At 73.7% G+C, this 16,036-nt stretch carries 11 protein-coding genes and 1 pseudogene; 6 read left to right on the top strand and 6 right to left on the bottom strand.

The window, feature by feature from the left end; translation table 11 throughout:
- Positions 1-183: 183 nt before the first annotated feature.
- Positions 184-936, bottom strand: a complete 753-nt coding sequence (locus tag ACIQVD_RS33440) for a hypothetical protein (RefSeq protein ID WP_100837963.1) — start codon at positions 934-936, stop codon at positions 184-186.
- Positions 937-1,182: 246 nt separating this feature from the next.
- Between ACIQVD_RS33440 and ACIQVD_RS33435 the strand changes: the two genes are divergently transcribed.
- The gene (locus tag ACIQVD_RS33435; RefSeq protein ID WP_400687051.1) at positions 1,183-1,944 is read left to right on the top strand and encodes an alpha/beta hydrolase family protein; all 762 of its coding nucleotides are present in this window, start codon (positions 1,183-1,185) and stop codon (positions 1,942-1,944) included.
- A 31-nt stretch (positions 1,945-1,975) separates the two neighbouring features.
- On the opposite strand, the gene ACIQVD_RS33430 is transcribed toward ACIQVD_RS33435, so the two are convergent.
- The 4 genes from ACIQVD_RS33430 to ACIQVD_RS33415 all read right to left on the bottom strand — a co-directional run bounded on the left by ACIQVD_RS33430 (position 1,976) and on the right by ACIQVD_RS33415 (position 4,657).
- Complete coding sequence (locus tag ACIQVD_RS33430; RefSeq protein ID WP_402292635.1) at positions 1,976-2,587, bottom strand: Maf family protein; 612 nt, start codon at positions 2,585-2,587, stop codon at positions 1,976-1,978.
- A 56-nt stretch (positions 2,588-2,643) separates the two neighbouring features.
- Complete coding sequence (gene mmpB, locus ACIQVD_RS33425) at positions 2,644-2,769, bottom strand: morphogenic membrane protein MmpB (protein WP_255410785.1); 126 nt, start codon at positions 2,767-2,769, stop codon at positions 2,644-2,646.
- Positions 2,770-2,844: 75 nt separating this feature from the next.
- The gene (locus tag ACIQVD_RS33420) at positions 2,845-3,045 is read right to left on the bottom strand and encodes an acyl-CoA carboxylase subunit epsilon (protein WP_100837966.1); all 201 of its coding nucleotides are present in this window, start codon (positions 3,043-3,045) and stop codon (positions 2,845-2,847) included.
- 22 nt (positions 3,046-3,067) lie between these two features.
- Entirely contained in the window at positions 3,068-4,657 is a 1,590-nt protein-coding gene (locus ACIQVD_RS33415; protein ID WP_400687046.1) for an acyl-CoA carboxylase subunit beta, read from the bottom strand.
- A 202-nt stretch (positions 4,658-4,859) separates the two neighbouring features.
- On the opposite strand from ACIQVD_RS33415, the gene ACIQVD_RS33410 reads away from it, so the two are divergent.
- The 3 genes and pseudogenes from ACIQVD_RS33410 to ACIQVD_RS33400 all read left to right on the top strand — a co-directional run.
- Positions 4,860-5,756 (top strand): biotin--[acetyl-CoA-carboxylase] ligase, encoded by an 897-nt coding sequence (locus tag ACIQVD_RS33410; RefSeq protein WP_400687044.1) that lies wholly within the window; start codon positions 4,860-4,862, stop codon positions 5,754-5,756.
- A 197-nt stretch (positions 5,757-5,953) separates the two neighbouring features.
- Complete coding sequence (locus ACIQVD_RS33405) at positions 5,954-7,018, top strand: adenylate/guanylate cyclase domain-containing protein (protein WP_400687042.1); 1,065 nt, start codon at positions 5,954-5,956, stop codon at positions 7,016-7,018.
- A gap of 168 nt (positions 7,019-7,186) precedes the next feature.
- Positions 7,187-8,332: pseudogene (locus ACIQVD_RS33400) on the top strand (diguanylate cyclase domain-containing protein); the annotation flags it as partial.
- Positions 8,333-8,916: 584 nt separating this feature from the next.
- On the opposite strand, the gene ACIQVD_RS33395 reads toward ACIQVD_RS33400, so the two are convergent.
- Positions 8,917-9,825 carry an IS5 family transposase gene (locus ACIQVD_RS33395; protein ID WP_400687040.1) on the bottom strand — a complete coding sequence of 303 codons (909 nt, stop codon included), beginning with the start codon at positions 9,823-9,825 and terminating at the stop codon, positions 8,917-8,919.
- A gap of 245 nt (positions 9,826-10,070) precedes the next feature.
- Between ACIQVD_RS33395 and ACIQVD_RS33390 the strand changes: the two genes are divergently transcribed.
- Both ACIQVD_RS33390 and ACIQVD_RS33385 read left to right on the top strand, forming a co-directional pair.
- Positions 10,071-11,495 (top strand): esterase/lipase family protein, encoded by a 1,425-nt coding sequence (locus tag ACIQVD_RS33390; RefSeq protein ID WP_402292634.1) that lies wholly within the window; start codon positions 10,071-10,073, stop codon positions 11,493-11,495.
- Between the two features lie 16 nt (positions 11,496-11,511).
- Positions 11,512-15,927 carry an AAA family ATPase gene (locus tag ACIQVD_RS33385; protein WP_402292633.1) on the top strand — a complete coding sequence of 1,472 codons (4,416 nt, stop codon included), beginning with the start codon at positions 11,512-11,514 and terminating at the stop codon, positions 15,925-15,927.
- Positions 15,928-16,036 lie beyond the last annotated feature (109 nt).

Raw genomic sequence — 16,036 nt, 5'->3', positions numbered from 1 at the left:
TTGGAGGGTGCTACCGGCGAGTAGTCCCTGGTGGTGAGCGTGCTCACACGCTCGGTTGCCGTACTCCCGTACGGGCGGCGGCCGTTGGCGGCGCGCCGCAGGCAGCGGGCCCGGGGCGGTGGTGCGCCGGAGGGCCGGAGCACCCGGCGGGCCGGGGTGGTCTTCGCCACACCGGGGCTCGGCTCAGGCCGCCGCCGGTTCCGGGCGGGTGGCCGCCGCGCCCGTCACGTCCGCCTCGAACTCCACCACGTCCGGCCCGTAGGCCCGGGCGTTCACCACCCGGAGCACCACCGCGAACGCGCCGTCCCGGCCGTGCTCGCGGGCCAGCGCGCGGTGGTGCGCGGCCAGGTAGCGGACCGCGGCCCGGTTGGAGACCGCGGTCTGCCCGGCTATCACGAACACCGGACGGCCGCCCTCGCGCAGGTGCACCCGGGCCAGCAGCGCGTACGCCCGCTGGCCTGGCTGCTCGGTGGAGGTCAGGAACCGGAACTCCCGCGGGCCGACCCGCAGGGTGTGCACCGGGTGCCCGGCCCCGGCGGGCGGTTCGGCGAACGACACGCCCGGCAGCCAGGACGCCAGGTGGGCCGCGGTCCGCCGGTTGCCGGCCGGCCCGCCCACGCAGAACTCGGCCTTGTCGCCCAGCCCCTGCCGGACCTCGTCGTGCCCGGCCAGGGTGGCGCGGGCCCCGCACTCGCGCACCAGCGCGGCCAGCTCCATCAGGGCGTACGCGTCGTCGCGCGCCACGCTCATCGGGTCCGGCGCCGACGCCTGGCGGTTGACCACCAGCAGCGCCTCGCCGCCGGCCGGCAGGCCGAAGAACGCCCGCTGCCGTTCCAGCCGGCGCCGCCGGCGCAGCGACTGGGCCAGCCAGCCCAGCCCGGCACTGATCGCCGAAGCGACCAGTCCCAGAACGACGTTGAGCATCCCATCGGTCATCTTCCGCTCCTCGTCGCCCCTTTCCGGTCCGGCTGCGTCAGCCTAACGGCGCCCGGCGGGGGAGGGGGTGGAACTCTGCAACAGATGTACGGGCCCGGTTCTGTCCGATTCCGCACCCGGGAAGCGGACCGGAGTGCTCCGGTTCCGGCCCCGGGATAACGGAATGGTTCAGACCATTGACCCGGATCGGGCCGCTCCCTACCGTCGCAGCGACCGCGCACCACTCGCACGATTCACGGGGGAAACGTGAAGCGTCCCATGCTGTCCACCGCGCTGGCCGCGACCGCGCTGCTGCTCACCGCCTGCTCCGGCTCCGGCGGCGACGGGGGCGGGAAGGCCGACCCGGCGCCCGGCGCCACCGCCCGCACCTACGGCTGCCTCACCCGGGACCAGGCCGCCGAGGGCGCCCTCACCCTCGACGCCGGCACCGCCGGCGGCACCGACCTGGACGCCTACTACCGGGACTCCGACGCCGGACGGGCCCGGGTCGGCGTGGTCTTCTCGCACCAGGCCGACGGCTCGCTCTGCGAGTGGGTGCCGGCCCTCGACGCGTTCACCCGGGCCGGCTACGCGGTCTTCGCCTTCACCTGCACGGGTGACGTCACCGAGGGCATCAAGGCCGCCGAACGGTACTACCGGGGCAAGGGCGTCGGCGCGGTCGCCCTGGTCGGCGCCTCCAAGGGCGCCGCCGCCTCGCTGGTCGCCGCCCGGCTCGACGACAACCCGCTGCCGGTGAAGGCCGTGGTCTCGCTCAGCTCGCCCGAGGTGTACCCGCTGTTCAACGCGGCGCTCGCGGTCAAGGCGGTCAAGGCGCCGACCTACTTCGCCGCCGAACGGGGCGACTCCCCGTTCGACGCCAGCGCGCAGACCCTCTACGACGCCTCCGCCGGCGAGGACAAGCAGCTCAGGATCTACCCGGGCTCCCGCCACGGCGCCCTGCTGCTCCAGGACGGCGCGCTGCCCGACGTGCTCGCCTACCTGGGCCGGCACGCCCCCGCGACGGGTTGACGGGCCGGCGGTCCGACGGGTCGGCGGCCGCTCAGGCCCAGAGGTCGGTGATCCGCACGTCCAACTCGGCGAGCAGGCGGCGCAGCAGCGGCAGCGACAGGCCGATCACGTTGCCGGGGTCGCCGTCGATCCCCTCCACGAACGGTGCCGACCGGCCGTCCAGGGTGAACGCCCCGGCCACGTGCAGCGGTTCGCCGGAGGCGACGTACGCGGCGACCTCGGCGTCGTCCGGCGTCCCGAACCGGACGGTGGTGGAGGCGGTCTCGGCCGCCCGCCGCCCGGTCGCGGTGTCGATCACGCAGTGGCCGGTGCGCAGCACGCCCTCGCGCCCGCGCATCGACCGCCAGCGCGCCAGCGCCTCCGCCGGGTCGGCCGGCTTGCCCAGCGCGGCGCCGTCCAGCTCCAGCACCGAGTCGCACCCGACCACCAGCGGCGGCTCGCCCGGCTCGGCGGCCAGCTCGCCCGCGACCTTCTCCGCCTTGGCCACCGCCAGCACCAGCGCCAGCTCGCCCGGCGTCGCGGCGCTCAGCGCGTCCTCGTCCACCCCGCTCACCCGCACCAGCGGGTCGAGGCCCGCCTGCCGCAGCAGGCCCAGCCGGGCGGGGGAGGCGGACGCGAGAACCAGCGGGCGGCGAGCGGTCATGGCCCCAGCCTAGTGCCGCCCCGCCACGGCACCGGCCCGCCACCGCACCGGCCCGCCTACAGCAGCACCAGGGCCGCCCCCGCGAGCGCCAGCAGCGCGAGCACCAGCGCCGTCCGCCGCAGCCGGCACAGCACCTCGCGGGCCTCTTGCGACGGCTCGTCGCGGGGGTCTGACCAGAGCACCCCACCACCCTGCAACGCGCGCCGGGCGCGGCGCCTGAGTATCCGTACTCACTCCGCCGCGCCCGGCGCCCCGGTTCACCGGGGCCAGAGGCTGGTGCGCCAGGCGTGCGGGCCCGGGGCGGGCAGGGGGCGGGGGGTGCGGGTGGTCCAGGCGGTGGCCGGGCCGGCGGCCGGGGCGGCGGCGGCCCCGGTCGCGGCCCGGGATTGGACCACCGCCAGGACGGTGGCCAGCTCCTCGGGGGTCGGCTGGCCGTGCAGCACCTGAATGGGGCTCATCGCGCGGGTTTCCCTTCGGTGGTCAGAGCGGGATGTTGCCGTGCTTCTTGGGCGGCAGCGACTCCCGCTTGCCGCGCAGCGCCCGCAGGCCGCGGACGATGTGCCGCCGGGTCTCGCTGGGGGCGATGACCGCGTCGACGTAGCCGCGCTCGGCGGCCAGGTACGGGTTGAGCAGGGTGTCCTCGTAGGAGGCGAGGAGTTCGGCGCGGCGCTCCTCGCCGAGGCCCTCGGCCTCGGCGGCGGCGATCTCGCGGCGGTGCAGGATGTTGACCGCGCCCTGCGCGCCCATCACGGCGATCTGGGCGGTCGGCCAGGCCAGGTTGATGTCGGCGCCCAGGTGCTTGGAGCCCATCACGTCGTACGCGCCGCCGAACGCCTTGCGGGTGATGACGGTGATCAGCGGCACGGTGGCCTCCGCGTAGGCGAAGATCAGCTTGGCGCCGCGCCGGATGATGCCGTCCCACTCCTGGCCGGTGCCGGGCAGGAAGCCGGGCACGTCGACGAAGGTCAGCACCGGGATGTTGAAGGCGTCGCAGGTGCGCACGAAGCGGGCGGCCTTCTCGCTGGCGGCGATGTCCAGGCAGCCGGCCAGGTCCATCGGCTGGTTGCCGACCACGCCGACCGGGTGGCCCTCGACCCGGCCGAAGCCGATCACGATGTTGCCCGCGTACAGCGGCTGGACCTCCAGGAAGTCGCCGTCGTCCAGGACGTGCTCGATCACCCGGCGGATGTCGTACGGCTGGTTCGCCGAGTCCGGGACGATGGTGTCGAGTTCGAGGTCCGCCGCGGTGATCTCCAGGTCGGCCCGCTCGGGGTAGGCCGGCGGGTCGGAGAGGTTGTTGGAGGGCAGGTACGAGAGCAGGCTCTTGACGTACTCGACGGCCTCCTTCTCGTCGGCGGCCAGGTAGTGCGCGTTGCCGGACTTGGTGTTGTGGGTGCGGGCGCCGCCCAGCTCCTCCATGTCGACGCTCTCGCCGGTGACCGTCCTGATCACGTCCGGCCCGGTGATGAACATGTGCGAGGTCTGGTCGGCCATCACCACGAAGTCGGTCACCGCGGGGGAGTAGACCGCGCCGCCCGCGCACGGGCCCATGATCAGCGAGATCTGCGGGATCACGCCGGAGGCGTGCACGTTGCGCCGGAAGATCTCGCCGTACAGGCCGAGCGAGACCACGCCCTCCTGGATCCGGGCGCCGCCGGAGTCGTTGATCCCGATCATCGGACAGCCGGTCTTCAGCGCGAAGTCCATCACCTTGACGATCTTCTCGCCGAACACCTCGCCGAGCGAGCCGCCGAAGACCGTGAAGTCCTGGGCGAACACCGCGACCTGGCGGCCGTCCACGGTGCCGTAGCCGGTCACCACGCCGTCGCCGTACGGGCGGTTCTTCTCCTGGCCGAAGTTGGTGGAGCGGTGCCGGGCGAACTCGTCGAACTCCACGAAGGAGTCCTCGTCCAGCAGCTCCGCGATCCGCTCACGGGCCGTCAGCTTGCCCTTGGCGTGCTGCTTCTCCACGGCCGCGGCCGAGCCGGAGTGCACCGCCTCGTCGATCCGCCGGCGCAGGTCGGCGAGCTTCCCGGCGGTGGTGTGCGGGTCCTGCGGTGCCTGGGTCATGTCCGGTGGCTCTCCCTGCGTCCTCGGCCGCCGGCCCGGCGCGTGAGGGTTGCGGGCAGGGCGGCGCTGCGGTCTACCGTGCAGTAGCGTAACCAGCGCGGGCGGGCGCGGGGTTATGGCCATCGACACATCGCTCCCCCTGCCCGTTCTGCGGGACGATGATGCGGCGTGCGTCGTCCCGGAACCGATCTAGGCTGGCCCGGTGACCACTCCCGACCGCCCCCGCCCCCGCCGCTCCGGCCTGCGCGGCTTCGGCCACGACGGCCCCTCCCCGTGGACCGACCTGGAGCGTCCGCCGCTGGACGAGCGGGCCCTGCGGCTCGACCTGGTGCGTCCCGGGGCGCTGTGGACCTCACTCGATGTGGTGAGCGAGACCGGCTCCACCAACGCCGACCTCGCCGCCCGGGCCGCGGCGGGCGCGCCCGAGGGCGCCGTCCTGGTCGCCGAGTCGCAGCACGCCGGCCGCGGCCGGCTGGACCGCCGCTGGACCGCCCCGGCCCGCTCCGGGCTGTTCCTGTCGGTGCTGCTGCGCCCGCGGGGGGTGCCGGCGGAGCGCTACGGCTGGCTGCCGATCCTGGTCGGCACCGCGGTCTCCGCCACCCTCGACCGGGTCGCCGACCTGCGCACCGGCCTGAAGTGGCCCAACGACCTGCAGACCGTCGTCGACGGGCGGGAGCGCAAGCTCGGCGGCATCCTCACCGAGCTGTCCGGCGGCGCGGTGGTCGCCGGGATCGGCCTGAACGTCTCGCTGCGCGCGGACGAGCTGCCCGTCCCCACCGCGACCTCGCTGGCGCTGGCCGGCGCCGGCACCACCGACCGGTCGACCCTGCTGCGCGGCGTGCTGCGCGAGTTCGCCGAGCTGTACGGCGAGTGGACGGCCGCCGCCGGCGACCCGCACGCCAGCGGCCTGCTGCCCGCGTACACCGCCCGCTGCACCACGCTGAACCGGCCGGTGAGGGTCCAGCTGCCCGGGGAGCGCGAACTGCTCGGCGAGGCCGTCGCGGTGGACGGCGACGGCCGCCTGGTGGTCCGCACCCCCGACGGGGTCCGGCACCCGGTGGCCGCCGGGGACGTGGTGCACGTGCGCCCGCGGGGTTGAGCCGGGGCCGGGCGCGGCGGTCTCACCCTGCGGGACCGTCCGCCCGGCTGCCGGGCGGATGCTCCGGATTACGCGATTCCGTGCGAACATTCCACCTGGCAGCGGTGTGAGGCTCGCCACTACCCCCGCGGTGGTCGCGTGCCCGCACCTCAAGGACGGCAAGACACAAGTGCGGCTGGCCGCACGGGGACGGACCGGTGACAGACAACGGCGGCGCCACGACGGGCTCCGGCAACGGCGCGACGGACGAGACCACCGTCGCCACCGACCTGGAGCGGCTGATCCTCGACGCGCCGCGCAAGTACACCCCGTACCAGGCCGCCCGCGCCGCGGAGGTCCCGATGGACCTCGCCACCCGGTTCTGGCGCGCCATGGGCTTCCCCGACATCGGCCAGTCCCGCGCCCTCACCGACAACGACGTGATCGCGCTGCGCCGGCTGGCCGGCCTGATCGAGTCCGGGCTGCTCAGCGAACCGATGGCGATCCAGGTCGCCCGCTCCACCGGCCAGACCACCGCCCGGCTGGCCGGCTGGCAGATGGACACCTTCCTGGACAACCTCACCCAGCCCGTCGAGCCCGGGATGACCCGCTCCGACGTCGCCTACCCGCTGGTCGAGCTGCTGCTGCCCGAGCTGGAGCAGTTCCTGGTGTACGTCTGGCGCCGCCAGCTCGCCGCCGTCACCGGCCGGGTGGTCGCCTCCGCCGAGGACCACGAGGTCACCTCCGGGCGGCTCGCCGTCGCCTTCGCCGACCTGGTCGGCTTCACCCGGCTCTCCCGCCGGCTGGAGGAGGAGGAGCTCGGCGAACTCGTCGAGGGCTTCGAGAACACCTGCTCCGACCTGATCGCCGGGCAGGGCGGCCGGGTGGTCAAGACGCTCGGCGACGAGATCCTGTTCGTCTCCGAGGACCCGGCCACCGTCGCCGAGATCGCCCTCTCCCTGGTCGAGACGCTCGCCAAGGAGGACAACATGCCCGCGCTGCGGGTCGGCATGGCCTTCGGCACCGTCACCTCGCGGATGGGCGACGTCTTCGGCACCACCGTCAACCTGGCCTCCCGGCTCACCTCGATCGCCCCCAAGGACGCCGTCCTGGTCGACGGCGAACTCGCCGCCGCGCTCGAACAGAACGGCACCGCGCACCTGCCCGAGACCGCGCCCGGCCCGGGCCACCGCTTCCACCTCCAGCCGATGTGGCGCCGCCCGGTCCGCGGCCTCGGCCTGGTCGAGCCCTGGCTGCTCACCCGGGTGCCCGCCGCCGACTGAGGTTCGAGCCTCGGGCGCAAACGGTGCGTACCGCCCTAGTCTGGGTAGAAGTGCCCCACGGGTAGGGAGAGGTCAACGGTGAGCGAGGCGACCATGGACGAGCAGGCCTCGTTCGAGGCGGCGGCCCCCGACCTGCGGCTGCAGGCCGTGGTGGAACTCGCCCAGGACATGGCGGGCGCGCTGACCCCGCTGGAGGCGGTCCGGGCCGCCGCCGCCCGGGCCGTCTCCGCGCTCGGCGCCACGATGGCCGCCGTCTCGGTCTGGGACCGCGAGTCCGGGCGGCTGCGGGTGCTGGTCAACCACGGCGAACTCGCCCCCGGCGAGGAGGAGTTGCCCGAGGACGAGTCGTACCCCGTCGCCGACTTCCCGGAGATCGTCACCTACCTGGAGGAGCACTGGAGCACCGGCCGGCTGCCGCGCGCCTGGATCCAGACCGCCGAGGACGTCGGCCCGCACACCGGCCACCGGCCCCCCGGCTCCGGCGCCTTCTGCCGCCAGCGCGCGGCCGGACTGCGGCGGCGCGGGCGCGGCTGCTGCCTGGTCGCGCCGATCGTCCTGCACGGCCAGGCCTGGGGCGAGCTCTACCTGGCCCGCGGCACCGGCATGCCGGTCTTCACCGACCCGGACGCCGAGTACGCCACCCTGCTGGCCGCCCAGGTCTCGGCCGGGCTGGCCCAGACCGAGCGGGTCGCCGACCTGCGCCGCCTCGCCTTCACCGACGCACTCACCGGCCTGGCCAACCGCCGCGCCGTCGACGCCCGCCTCGACGAGGCGCTCAAGGCCCACACCCGGGACGGCGCGGTGGTCTCCCTGGTGGTCTGCGACGTCAACGGGCTCAAGCGGGTCAACGACCAGCTCGGCCACGAGATGGGCGACCGCCTGCTCGAACGCTTCGCCCACCAGCTCTCGCTGTCCGCCGCGAAGCTCCCCGGCAGCCTGGCCGCCCGGCTCGGCGGCGACGAGTTCTGCCTGCTCGCCGAGGGCCAGTCGGCCGACGAGGTGGTCGCCGTCGCCGAGGAACTCTGCGTCCGCGCCCTGGAGTTGACCGACGGTGAGGGCGTCGCCTGCGGCATCGCCTCCACCGGCGACTCGATCGGCCCGGTCACCACCCCCGACCGGCTGTTCCGGCTCGCCGACGCCGCCCAGTACCGGGCCAAGGCCGGGCGGGCCGCCCACCCCGTGGTGGCCGGCCGCAGCCACGGCCCCGCGTACGCCCCCGACCCGACGGTGCTGCTCGCCGACGCCGCCGACCCGCAGCAGCAGCGCAAGGCCCCCGCCGGGCGGACCGGCGGGGAGCGCCGCCGCTTCCGCGGCGCCGCGCACAGCGCCGACCCCGGGCAGCTGCTCGCCGCCGTCCTCGGCTCGCTCGACCAGGGCGGCCCGACGCACCCGGCCGACACCCTCGGGCGGCTCGCGCTGGTCGCCGAGACCGCCTCCCGGCTGCTCAACGCCGTCGGCTGGTGGATCTCCTACGTCCCGCCCGGCTCCTGCCTGATGCGCACCGCCCGGCACGCGGTCTACCGGATGACCGGCGGCCCGGCCTCCGCCCGGGCCCAGACCCAGCGGGCCCAGATCGAGGCCCCCGACGCGGTCTTCGACCTCCGCCACTACCCCCTCACCTCGCGCGCCGTCACCGGCGGCTCCTTCACCCTGCGGGTCGGCACGCCCGGCAACGACGCCGCCGAGGAGGCGGTCATGGTGGTCTCCGGCTACCGGGCGATGGCCGCCGCCGGCGGCAGCAACCCGGCCGGCGGCTGGCTGCTCGAACTCTTCGCGGACGAGTCGACCCTCCCGCTCACCCAGACCGCCCCCGCCCTGCGCGCCCTGGTCGCCGTGGCCCTCGCCGGGCCCTGCTCGCCGCCGCCCGCCTAGGCTCCCGCTAGGCACTGTCCTGGCGATCACGGGCGGAGCCAGATGATGAGGGCTGCCGCGGTGATAGTGCCAAGGTAGACGTAGGCGCGTTTGTCGAACCTCGCGGCGACGGCGCGGAAAGCCTTGAGCCTGTTGATCGCTCGTTCGACGGTGTTGCGTTTCTTGTAGCGGTCGTGGTCGAAGCCTGGCGGCCGACCACCGGCACTGCCGCTTCGGCTCCGGTTGGCTGCTTGGTCAGCCTTTTCCGGAATGACGTGCCGGATGCCGCGTCTGCGCAGGTAGTGGCGTGCACGTCGGTTGGAGTAGCCCTTGTCGGCGCTGACGCTGTCCGGCGTGGTGCGAGGTCTGCCAGTGGTGAGCCTCGGGACGCGGATCTTTTCCATGACCGGCTCGAACTGGGTGCAGTCGGCGCGCTGCCCCGGTGTGATGACCAGCAAGAGGATTCGGCAGTGGCCGTCGGCGCTCAGGTGGATCTTAGTTGTGAAGCCGCCGCGCGAGCGGCCGAGCGCCTCGCCCGCAGCTCCGCCGCCTCCCGCCGGCCGCTCGACCGTGGCCCGGCCGGTGCGGCCTGTCCCTGGTACAGACGGCGGAGTGCGCCGGGCGCCTGCGGCATGGTGGCGCGCGCGTACGACCATCGAGTCGACCGAGATGTCCCAGTCGATGCTTCCGGAAGCGTCCTCCTGGGCCTGGATCCGCTCCAGGAGCAGTTGCCACGTACCGTCCGCCGACCAGCGCCTGTGCCTCTCGTGCGCGGTCTTCCACGGGCCGTACCGCTCGGGGAGGTCCCGCCACGGAACACCGGTGCGGATGCGGTGCAGCACCCCGTTCACCACCTGCCGGTGATCGCGCCACCGCCCGCACCGCCCGCTGCTCACCGGCAGCAGCGGCTCGATCCGCTCCCACTGGGCATTGGTCAGCTCACCCCTGTATTCCACAGCACTGTCAACGCCTCGGGCCGGCTCCCCGGGTGGCGAGCCGGCGAGGGAGTCGCCGCAACGCAGAGCGGCCGGACGGCGGGATTCTTTGTGGAAGCCCGGGTTCGGACGGGTGTGCTGCTCTATCGTCGGACGGCATGGGGATGGTGGGGGCTGACGGGTGGGGGCGCGGGGCGGCGTTCACGGGGGTGGTGCCGGTGTTCGGCGACCGGACCCGGGATGCGTGCGTGGTGGTCCCGGGGATCATGGGCAGTGTCCTGGAGGACGCGGCGACGGGCCGCCCTCTGTGGGGTGTCGACCTCGCGACGCTGACCGGTGCGCTGAGCGGTGACGCCCTGTTCACCGCCCTGCGCGCGGAGGCCCAGGAACAGGAAGCTGATGCGGACACGGCCCGGCGGGCGCCGCTGACCCGCGTCCGGGCGACCGCTCTACTGGCCAGGCCGTGGTGGCTACCCGTCTTCGAGGGTCTCGACCCCTACACCGACGCGGTCACGGCTCTGCGGCAGGTCACGACGGCGCCGGAGGCGGTGGTGCCCTTCCCCTACGACTGGCGCCTGGCGGTGTCCTACAACGGCGCGCTGCTGGCCCGCGCGGCCAACGCGCATCTGGAGCGGTGGCGTCAGCGGGTCGCCGCCGCACCCGAATGGGCGGCGGCGGGCGGGAGCCGGCCGCGGCTGGTATTCGTGGCGCACTCGATGGGCGGGCTGGTGGTGCGGGCCGCACTGGAACAGGACCTGGAACTCGCGGCCGACACCCGGGCCGTGGTCACCGTCGGTACGCCGTTCCTCGGTTCGGCGAAGTCCGTCTTGGCCCTGAACCTTCTGCATGCTCAGGCGAAGCCGAACCGGTTGGTGCGACGGGTGCAGGAGATGGCGGCGACCTTGCCCGGCGTTCACGACCTGCTGCCCGGCTACCGCTGCCTGGACCTGGGCCTGGACGTGGAGCGCCTGACCCCAGCGGACGTAGCCCGGTTCGGCGGCGATGCGGATCTGGCCGCCCGCTCCCTGGACGGGCACGCACGCCATCGCTGGGAAGGGTTCGTCCTACCGGGGCACCGAGCGGTCATCGGCGAGGCCCAGCCCACCGTCCAGACCCTCGAAGAACAGCGGGCGGGCGGTGCGGCCGTCGTCGCGGGTCGCCGGCACGCCTTCGACGTCGAGGAGGACGGCGAACTGGTCCGCGATCCGACCACCGGCATCCCGGCCCGCCGCGACGCCTCCGGCGACGGCACCGTCCACCTGCCCTCCGCCCGTACCGGCACCGAGGCCGTCACCTACGTCTACGGCCAGCACGGCACCCTGATGCGCCACGACGAGGTACTGCGGCAGATCCGCCGCATCGCCCTGGAACGCCCCCAAGGCGTGCACCTCGGCGGTGACGGCACCGGACCCGGCCTGCAGACCCCCGAGCTCGGCGGAGTCCTCGGGGTGCCGCTCACCCTCACCGCCACCGGCCTGGACTCCCCGGCCGGCGTCACGTTGAGCGTGCACTCCGCCACCACCGGCCGCCCCGGCCACCCCATGACCCTGCGCCGGGACCCGGAGCGGGCCGACGGCGCCCTGTCGGCCCATTTCACCGCTGAGGTCCCGGACCTGTACCGGGTGGTCCTGGACACTGGCCGCCACACCCCCCTCACCCAGCTCGTCCTCGTCACCGAACCCGACGCCTGAGACCCACCGACCTGCCATGGCCGATCCCAACACCCCCGCCCCGCCGCCGCACCCGACCCACGGCGACACCAGCCCCCAGGAGCCCGAACCGCTTCCCGGGGGCGGCGTCGAGCTGTTCCCGGTCAACTTCACCGCCTACCAGCACCCCTACTTGCCCGACCTGGACACCGAGCGGCACGTACGGGAGATCGCCGACCTCCTCGCCCCCTACCGCGCGCGCACCACCGCGTGGGCGGTGCCGGCCGACAAGCGCGACCGGCAGGCCGTCGAAGACCGTCTGGCCCTCTGGTCCGACCCGACGCACCCGCCCGGCCGGAACACGGTGCTGTACTGGGTCGGCCACGGCAGCGCCGGCCACCTCGCCCACCACCGCACACCCGCGCCGATCACCAACGGCGTCACACCCGCCGACATCGCGCAGGCCATCGGCAGCCGCCAGCTCCACCCCGACAACGCCGACACCTGGGCGATCGTCGTCCTGGACGCCTGCTTCTCCCAAGACTTCGCCAGAGCAGTCCACCTCGAACTCTTCACCCACCACCGCGGCGCCGACCGCTACCTGCTGCTGTCCACCGCCGCCCAGGGCCCCGCCGAACTCGGCACCCTCACCCGCGCCCTCCGCAGGGCCCTGCACGTCACCTTCCCCGCCCAGCCCGCCATCGGCCTGCTCACCCTCGGACGCCACCTGGCCACCGAACTGGGCGGCTTCGTCGACGACCTCACCCTCGACGACCACCGCGACCAACTCGTCAACCAGAGCGCGAACGCCGCGGCCGCGATCTCCGCTCCCTTGGACCAGATCGCCGAACTCCAAGCCGTCATCGACCAGCTCCCCGCCGACGAACAGCGCCACTTCCTGCCCAAAGCATCCGGCGCCGAACTCGGCGAACTCGCCTGGTACTTCCACGGCCGCAGCCTGCAACGCGACCAGATCCTGCGCTGGCTGGCCACCGCCACCCACGGCACCCTCATCGTCACCGGCCCCGCCGGCGCCGGCAAATCCGCGCTCCTGGGCCACGTCCTGCTGCACACCAACACCCGCCTATACGACATCCTCACCCGCCACGGCCACCTCACCCCTCTGCCGCCCGGCACTCCCCGCCCCGACGACCCCTTCGACCTCACCGCTCACCTCGCCGGCCTCACCCCCGCCCGAACCTTCCACCTCATCGCAGCGGCAGCCGGCCTGCCCGACCTCGCCCAGCAGGCCACCGAAGGCCGTCCCCCCGCCGATCTCACCACCCGCCTCCTGGCCGCACTGCGCGCCCGCGACAAGCCGCTGACCCTGCTGCTCGACGCCCTCGACGAAGCCGACCAACCCCTCGTCATCGCCGACCAGATCCTGCGCCCCCTCGCCGCCCTCCCCCAGGTCCGCATCATGGTCGGCACCCGCCGCTCCACCCGCGAAGGCCCCGACCAGCCCACCCCGACCGACACCGACCTCCTCGACGCCCTCCACCCCCACCCGGCCGCAACCGGCACCCCCCAAGCGGCCGGCCCGCAGCGTGTCGAGGTCACCCAGGACCCGGAGGCCCTGGCCGGATACCTGAACGCCAAACTCCACGCCGCCAAACGCCGCGGCACCCTCCACGCCGACGAGGCGGCCATCGCCGACGCCGTGCACCGCCTGGTCACCGACAACCAGCACGGCAGCGCCGAACCCCAGCACTTCCTCTACGTCCGCCTCGCCGCCCACGAAATCCTCGCCGACCCCGACCTCCTCACCGACCCCACCCCCTTGATCGGCCGCACCCACCGCCAGCTCTTCACCCACGCCCTCCAGCGCCTTGACCGCACCGATGCCCGCTACACCCCCCTCCTGCGCGCCCTCGGCCTCGCCCAAGGCCGCGGCCTACCCGACCAGGACGGCATCTGGGCCACCGCCGCCGACGCCCTCACCCCCGACGCGGGCGACACCCATGCCGCCATCGCCCCTCTGGTCCGCGACGCCGCCCCCTACCTCGCCCTCGACCACGAAAGCGGCCAGAGCGTCTACCGCCTCGCACACCGCACCTTCACCGAACACTTCACCACCGCAGCCCACACCCCCACCGCCCACACCCCCACCGCCCACGCCCACATCACCCGCGCCCTCACTGCCCACACCCACCAAACCCTCATGTCCCACGGCACCACCCCGCGGCCCCAGGACGTCAACTCCTACACCCGCCGCCACCTCACCACCCACGCACGCCTCGGTCACACCGCCGGAGCCCTGCACACCCTCGCCGACCACGTCGACGTCCTCGACACCCTCGACCTCACCACCATCATCACCAACGCCTTCCACGGAAGCCTCGACCCCAACGACCTGCCACCCGCCCTCGCCGGCACCATCCTCCTCCAGCACCACGCCCAGCAGACCGACACCGACCCACCGGACCACGACACACTCGCCTGGCGGCGATGGTGGCGCCGACTCGGCACCACCTACATCCAAGGCACCCCGCCTCCACCTGAAACCCACAGCAGCCTCCAAACCTGGCCCCCCACCCTCACCACCGGCACCGTCCGCCGCCGCCAGCTCCACCTCGAACTCACCGGCCACACCGGCGGGATAAGGGCGGTTGAGGCGTTCACCGCGCCCGACGGCACCCCCCGCCTCGCCACCGTCGGCAACGACCGAACGGTGCGAGTCTGGGACCCCACCACCGGGACACAGGCCGGTGAGCCCCTCGTCGACCACACCGGCTGGGTGAATACGGTGACGGCGTTCACCGCGCCCGACGGCACCCCCCGCCTCGCCACCACCGGCCTGGTCGCGCCGGTAAGGATCTGGAACCCCGCCACCGGTATCCAGGACGGCCCACCCTTCACCGGCGACACCGGCGGGATAAGGGCGGTGGCGGCATTCACCGCGCCCGACGGCACCCCCCGCCTCGCCACCGTCGGCAACGGCAGGACGATGCGGATCTGGGACCCCACCACCGGCACCCAAGTCGTGGAGTTCCTCACCGGCCACACCAACGGGGTGATGGCGTTCACCGCGCCCGACGGCACCCCCCGCCTCGCCACCGCCGCCAGCGACGGGACGATGCGGATCTGGGACCCCACCACCGGCACCCAAGTCGTGGAGTTCCTCACCGGCCACACCGGCGAGGTGGCGGCGGTGGCGGCGTTCACCGCGCCCGACGGCACTCCCCGCCTGGCCACCGCCGGCATCGACGGGACGATGCGGATCTGGGACCCCACCACCCATGCCCAGGTCGGCGAGCCCCTGGCCGGCCACACCGGCAGGGTGTATGCGATGACGGCGTTCACCGCACCCGACGGCACTCCCCGCCTGGCCACCACCAGCAACGAAGAGACAGTGCGGATCTGGGACCCCGCCACCGGCACCCAGGACGTGGAGTTCCTGACCGGCCATTTCGGCTGGGTGAGAATGGCAACCTTCACCGCGCCCGACGGCACCCCCCGCCTGGCCACCGCCGGCGAGGACCAGACGGTACGGGTCTGGGGCCCCGCCACCATTACCCGGGTCGGCGAGCCGTACGTCGGCCACACCGGCACGGTGAGGGCGGTGGCGGCGTTCACCGCGCCCGATGGCACCCCCCGCCTGGCCACGGCCGGCGAGGACCAGACGGTGCGGGTCTGGGACCCCGCCACCGGCACCCAGGACGGCGAATCCCTGACCGGCCACACCAGCGATGTGACTGCTGTGGCGGCGTTCACCGCGCCCGACGGCACCCCCCGCCTCGCCACCACCAGCAACGACCAGACGGTGCGGATCTGGAACCCCGCCACCGGCACCCAGGACGGCGAGCCCCTCGCCAGATCCACCGGCTGGACGACGCCGGTGGCGGCGTTCACCGCACCCGACGGCACCCCCCGCCTCGCCACCACCACCCACAGCGAAGCAGTGCGGATCTGGAATCCTGCCACCCACGCCCCGGAAGGCCTGGCACTCAAAGGCCACACGAGGTTCATAACGGCGATTGCAGCGTTCACCGCACCTGACGGCACCCCCCGCCTCGCCACCACCAGCGACGACCGGACAGTTCGAGTCTGGGACCCTGCTACCGACACCCAAGTCGGCCAGCCCTTGACCGGCCACACCGGCAGGGTGAACGCGGTGGCGGCGTTCACCGCGCTCGACGGCACCACCCGCCTCGCCACCACCGCCAGCGACGACCGGGCGGTGCGGATCTGGAACCCTGCCACCGGCGCCCAGGTCGGTGAGCACCTGACCGGCCACACCGGCACGGTGAGGGCGGTGGCGGCGTTCACCGCTGCAGACGGCACCCCCCGCCTCGCCACCGCCGGCGACGACCAAACGGTGCGGATCTGGAACCCCGCTAATACAGCAGCACACACGCTGCCTCTGGCAGACCGGGTCCACACACTCACGGAACTCCGCGGACTGCTCATCGCAGGAACCGACTCGGGCTACCTCGCGATCGACATATCGTCCGTACCCATCGACATAGCATGATCGCCAGGACAGCTCCTAGTAGTGCTTCGTTAGGTTCTGGTTCTGCGTCTGGTTCTTGTGCGGGGTAGGGGGCGGTTGCAGGTGGCGCAGGTGCCGGTCCAGCCCTTGA

Origin of the sequence: Kitasatospora sp. NPDC090308 (genome assembly GCF_044769485.1) — a bacterium.
GTDB lineage: Bacteria > Actinomycetota > Actinomycetes > Streptomycetales > Streptomycetaceae > Kitasatospora > Kitasatospora fiedleri.
This window is presented reverse-complemented; position numbering and strand designations above follow the sequence as displayed.

Bases quoted from the DNA above. Each gene is read 5' to 3' on its own strand.
- ACIQVD_RS33440 (WP_100837963.1), bottom strand. From the start codon at position 936: ATGACCGATGGGATGCTCAACGTCGTTCTGGGACTGGTCGCTTCGGCG.
- ACIQVD_RS33385 (WP_402292633.1), top strand. From the start codon at position 11,512: ATGGCCGATCCCAACACCCCCGCCCCGCCGCCGCACCCGACCCACGGC.
- ACIQVD_RS33430 (WP_402292635.1), bottom strand. From the start codon at position 2,587: ATGACCGCTCGCCGCCCGCTGGTTCTCGCGTCCGCCTCCCCCGCCCGG.
- ACIQVD_RS33420 (WP_100837966.1), bottom strand. From the start codon at position 3,045: ATGAGCCCCATTCAGGTGCTGCACGGCCAGCCGACCCCCGAGGAGCTG.
- ACIQVD_RS33415 (WP_400687046.1), bottom strand. From the start codon at position 4,657: ATGACCCAGGCACCGCAGGACCCGCACACCACCGCCGGGAAGCTCGCC.
- ACIQVD_RS33390 (WP_402292634.1), top strand. From the start codon at position 10,071: ATGGGCAGTGTCCTGGAGGACGCGGCGACGGGCCGCCCTCTGTGGGGT.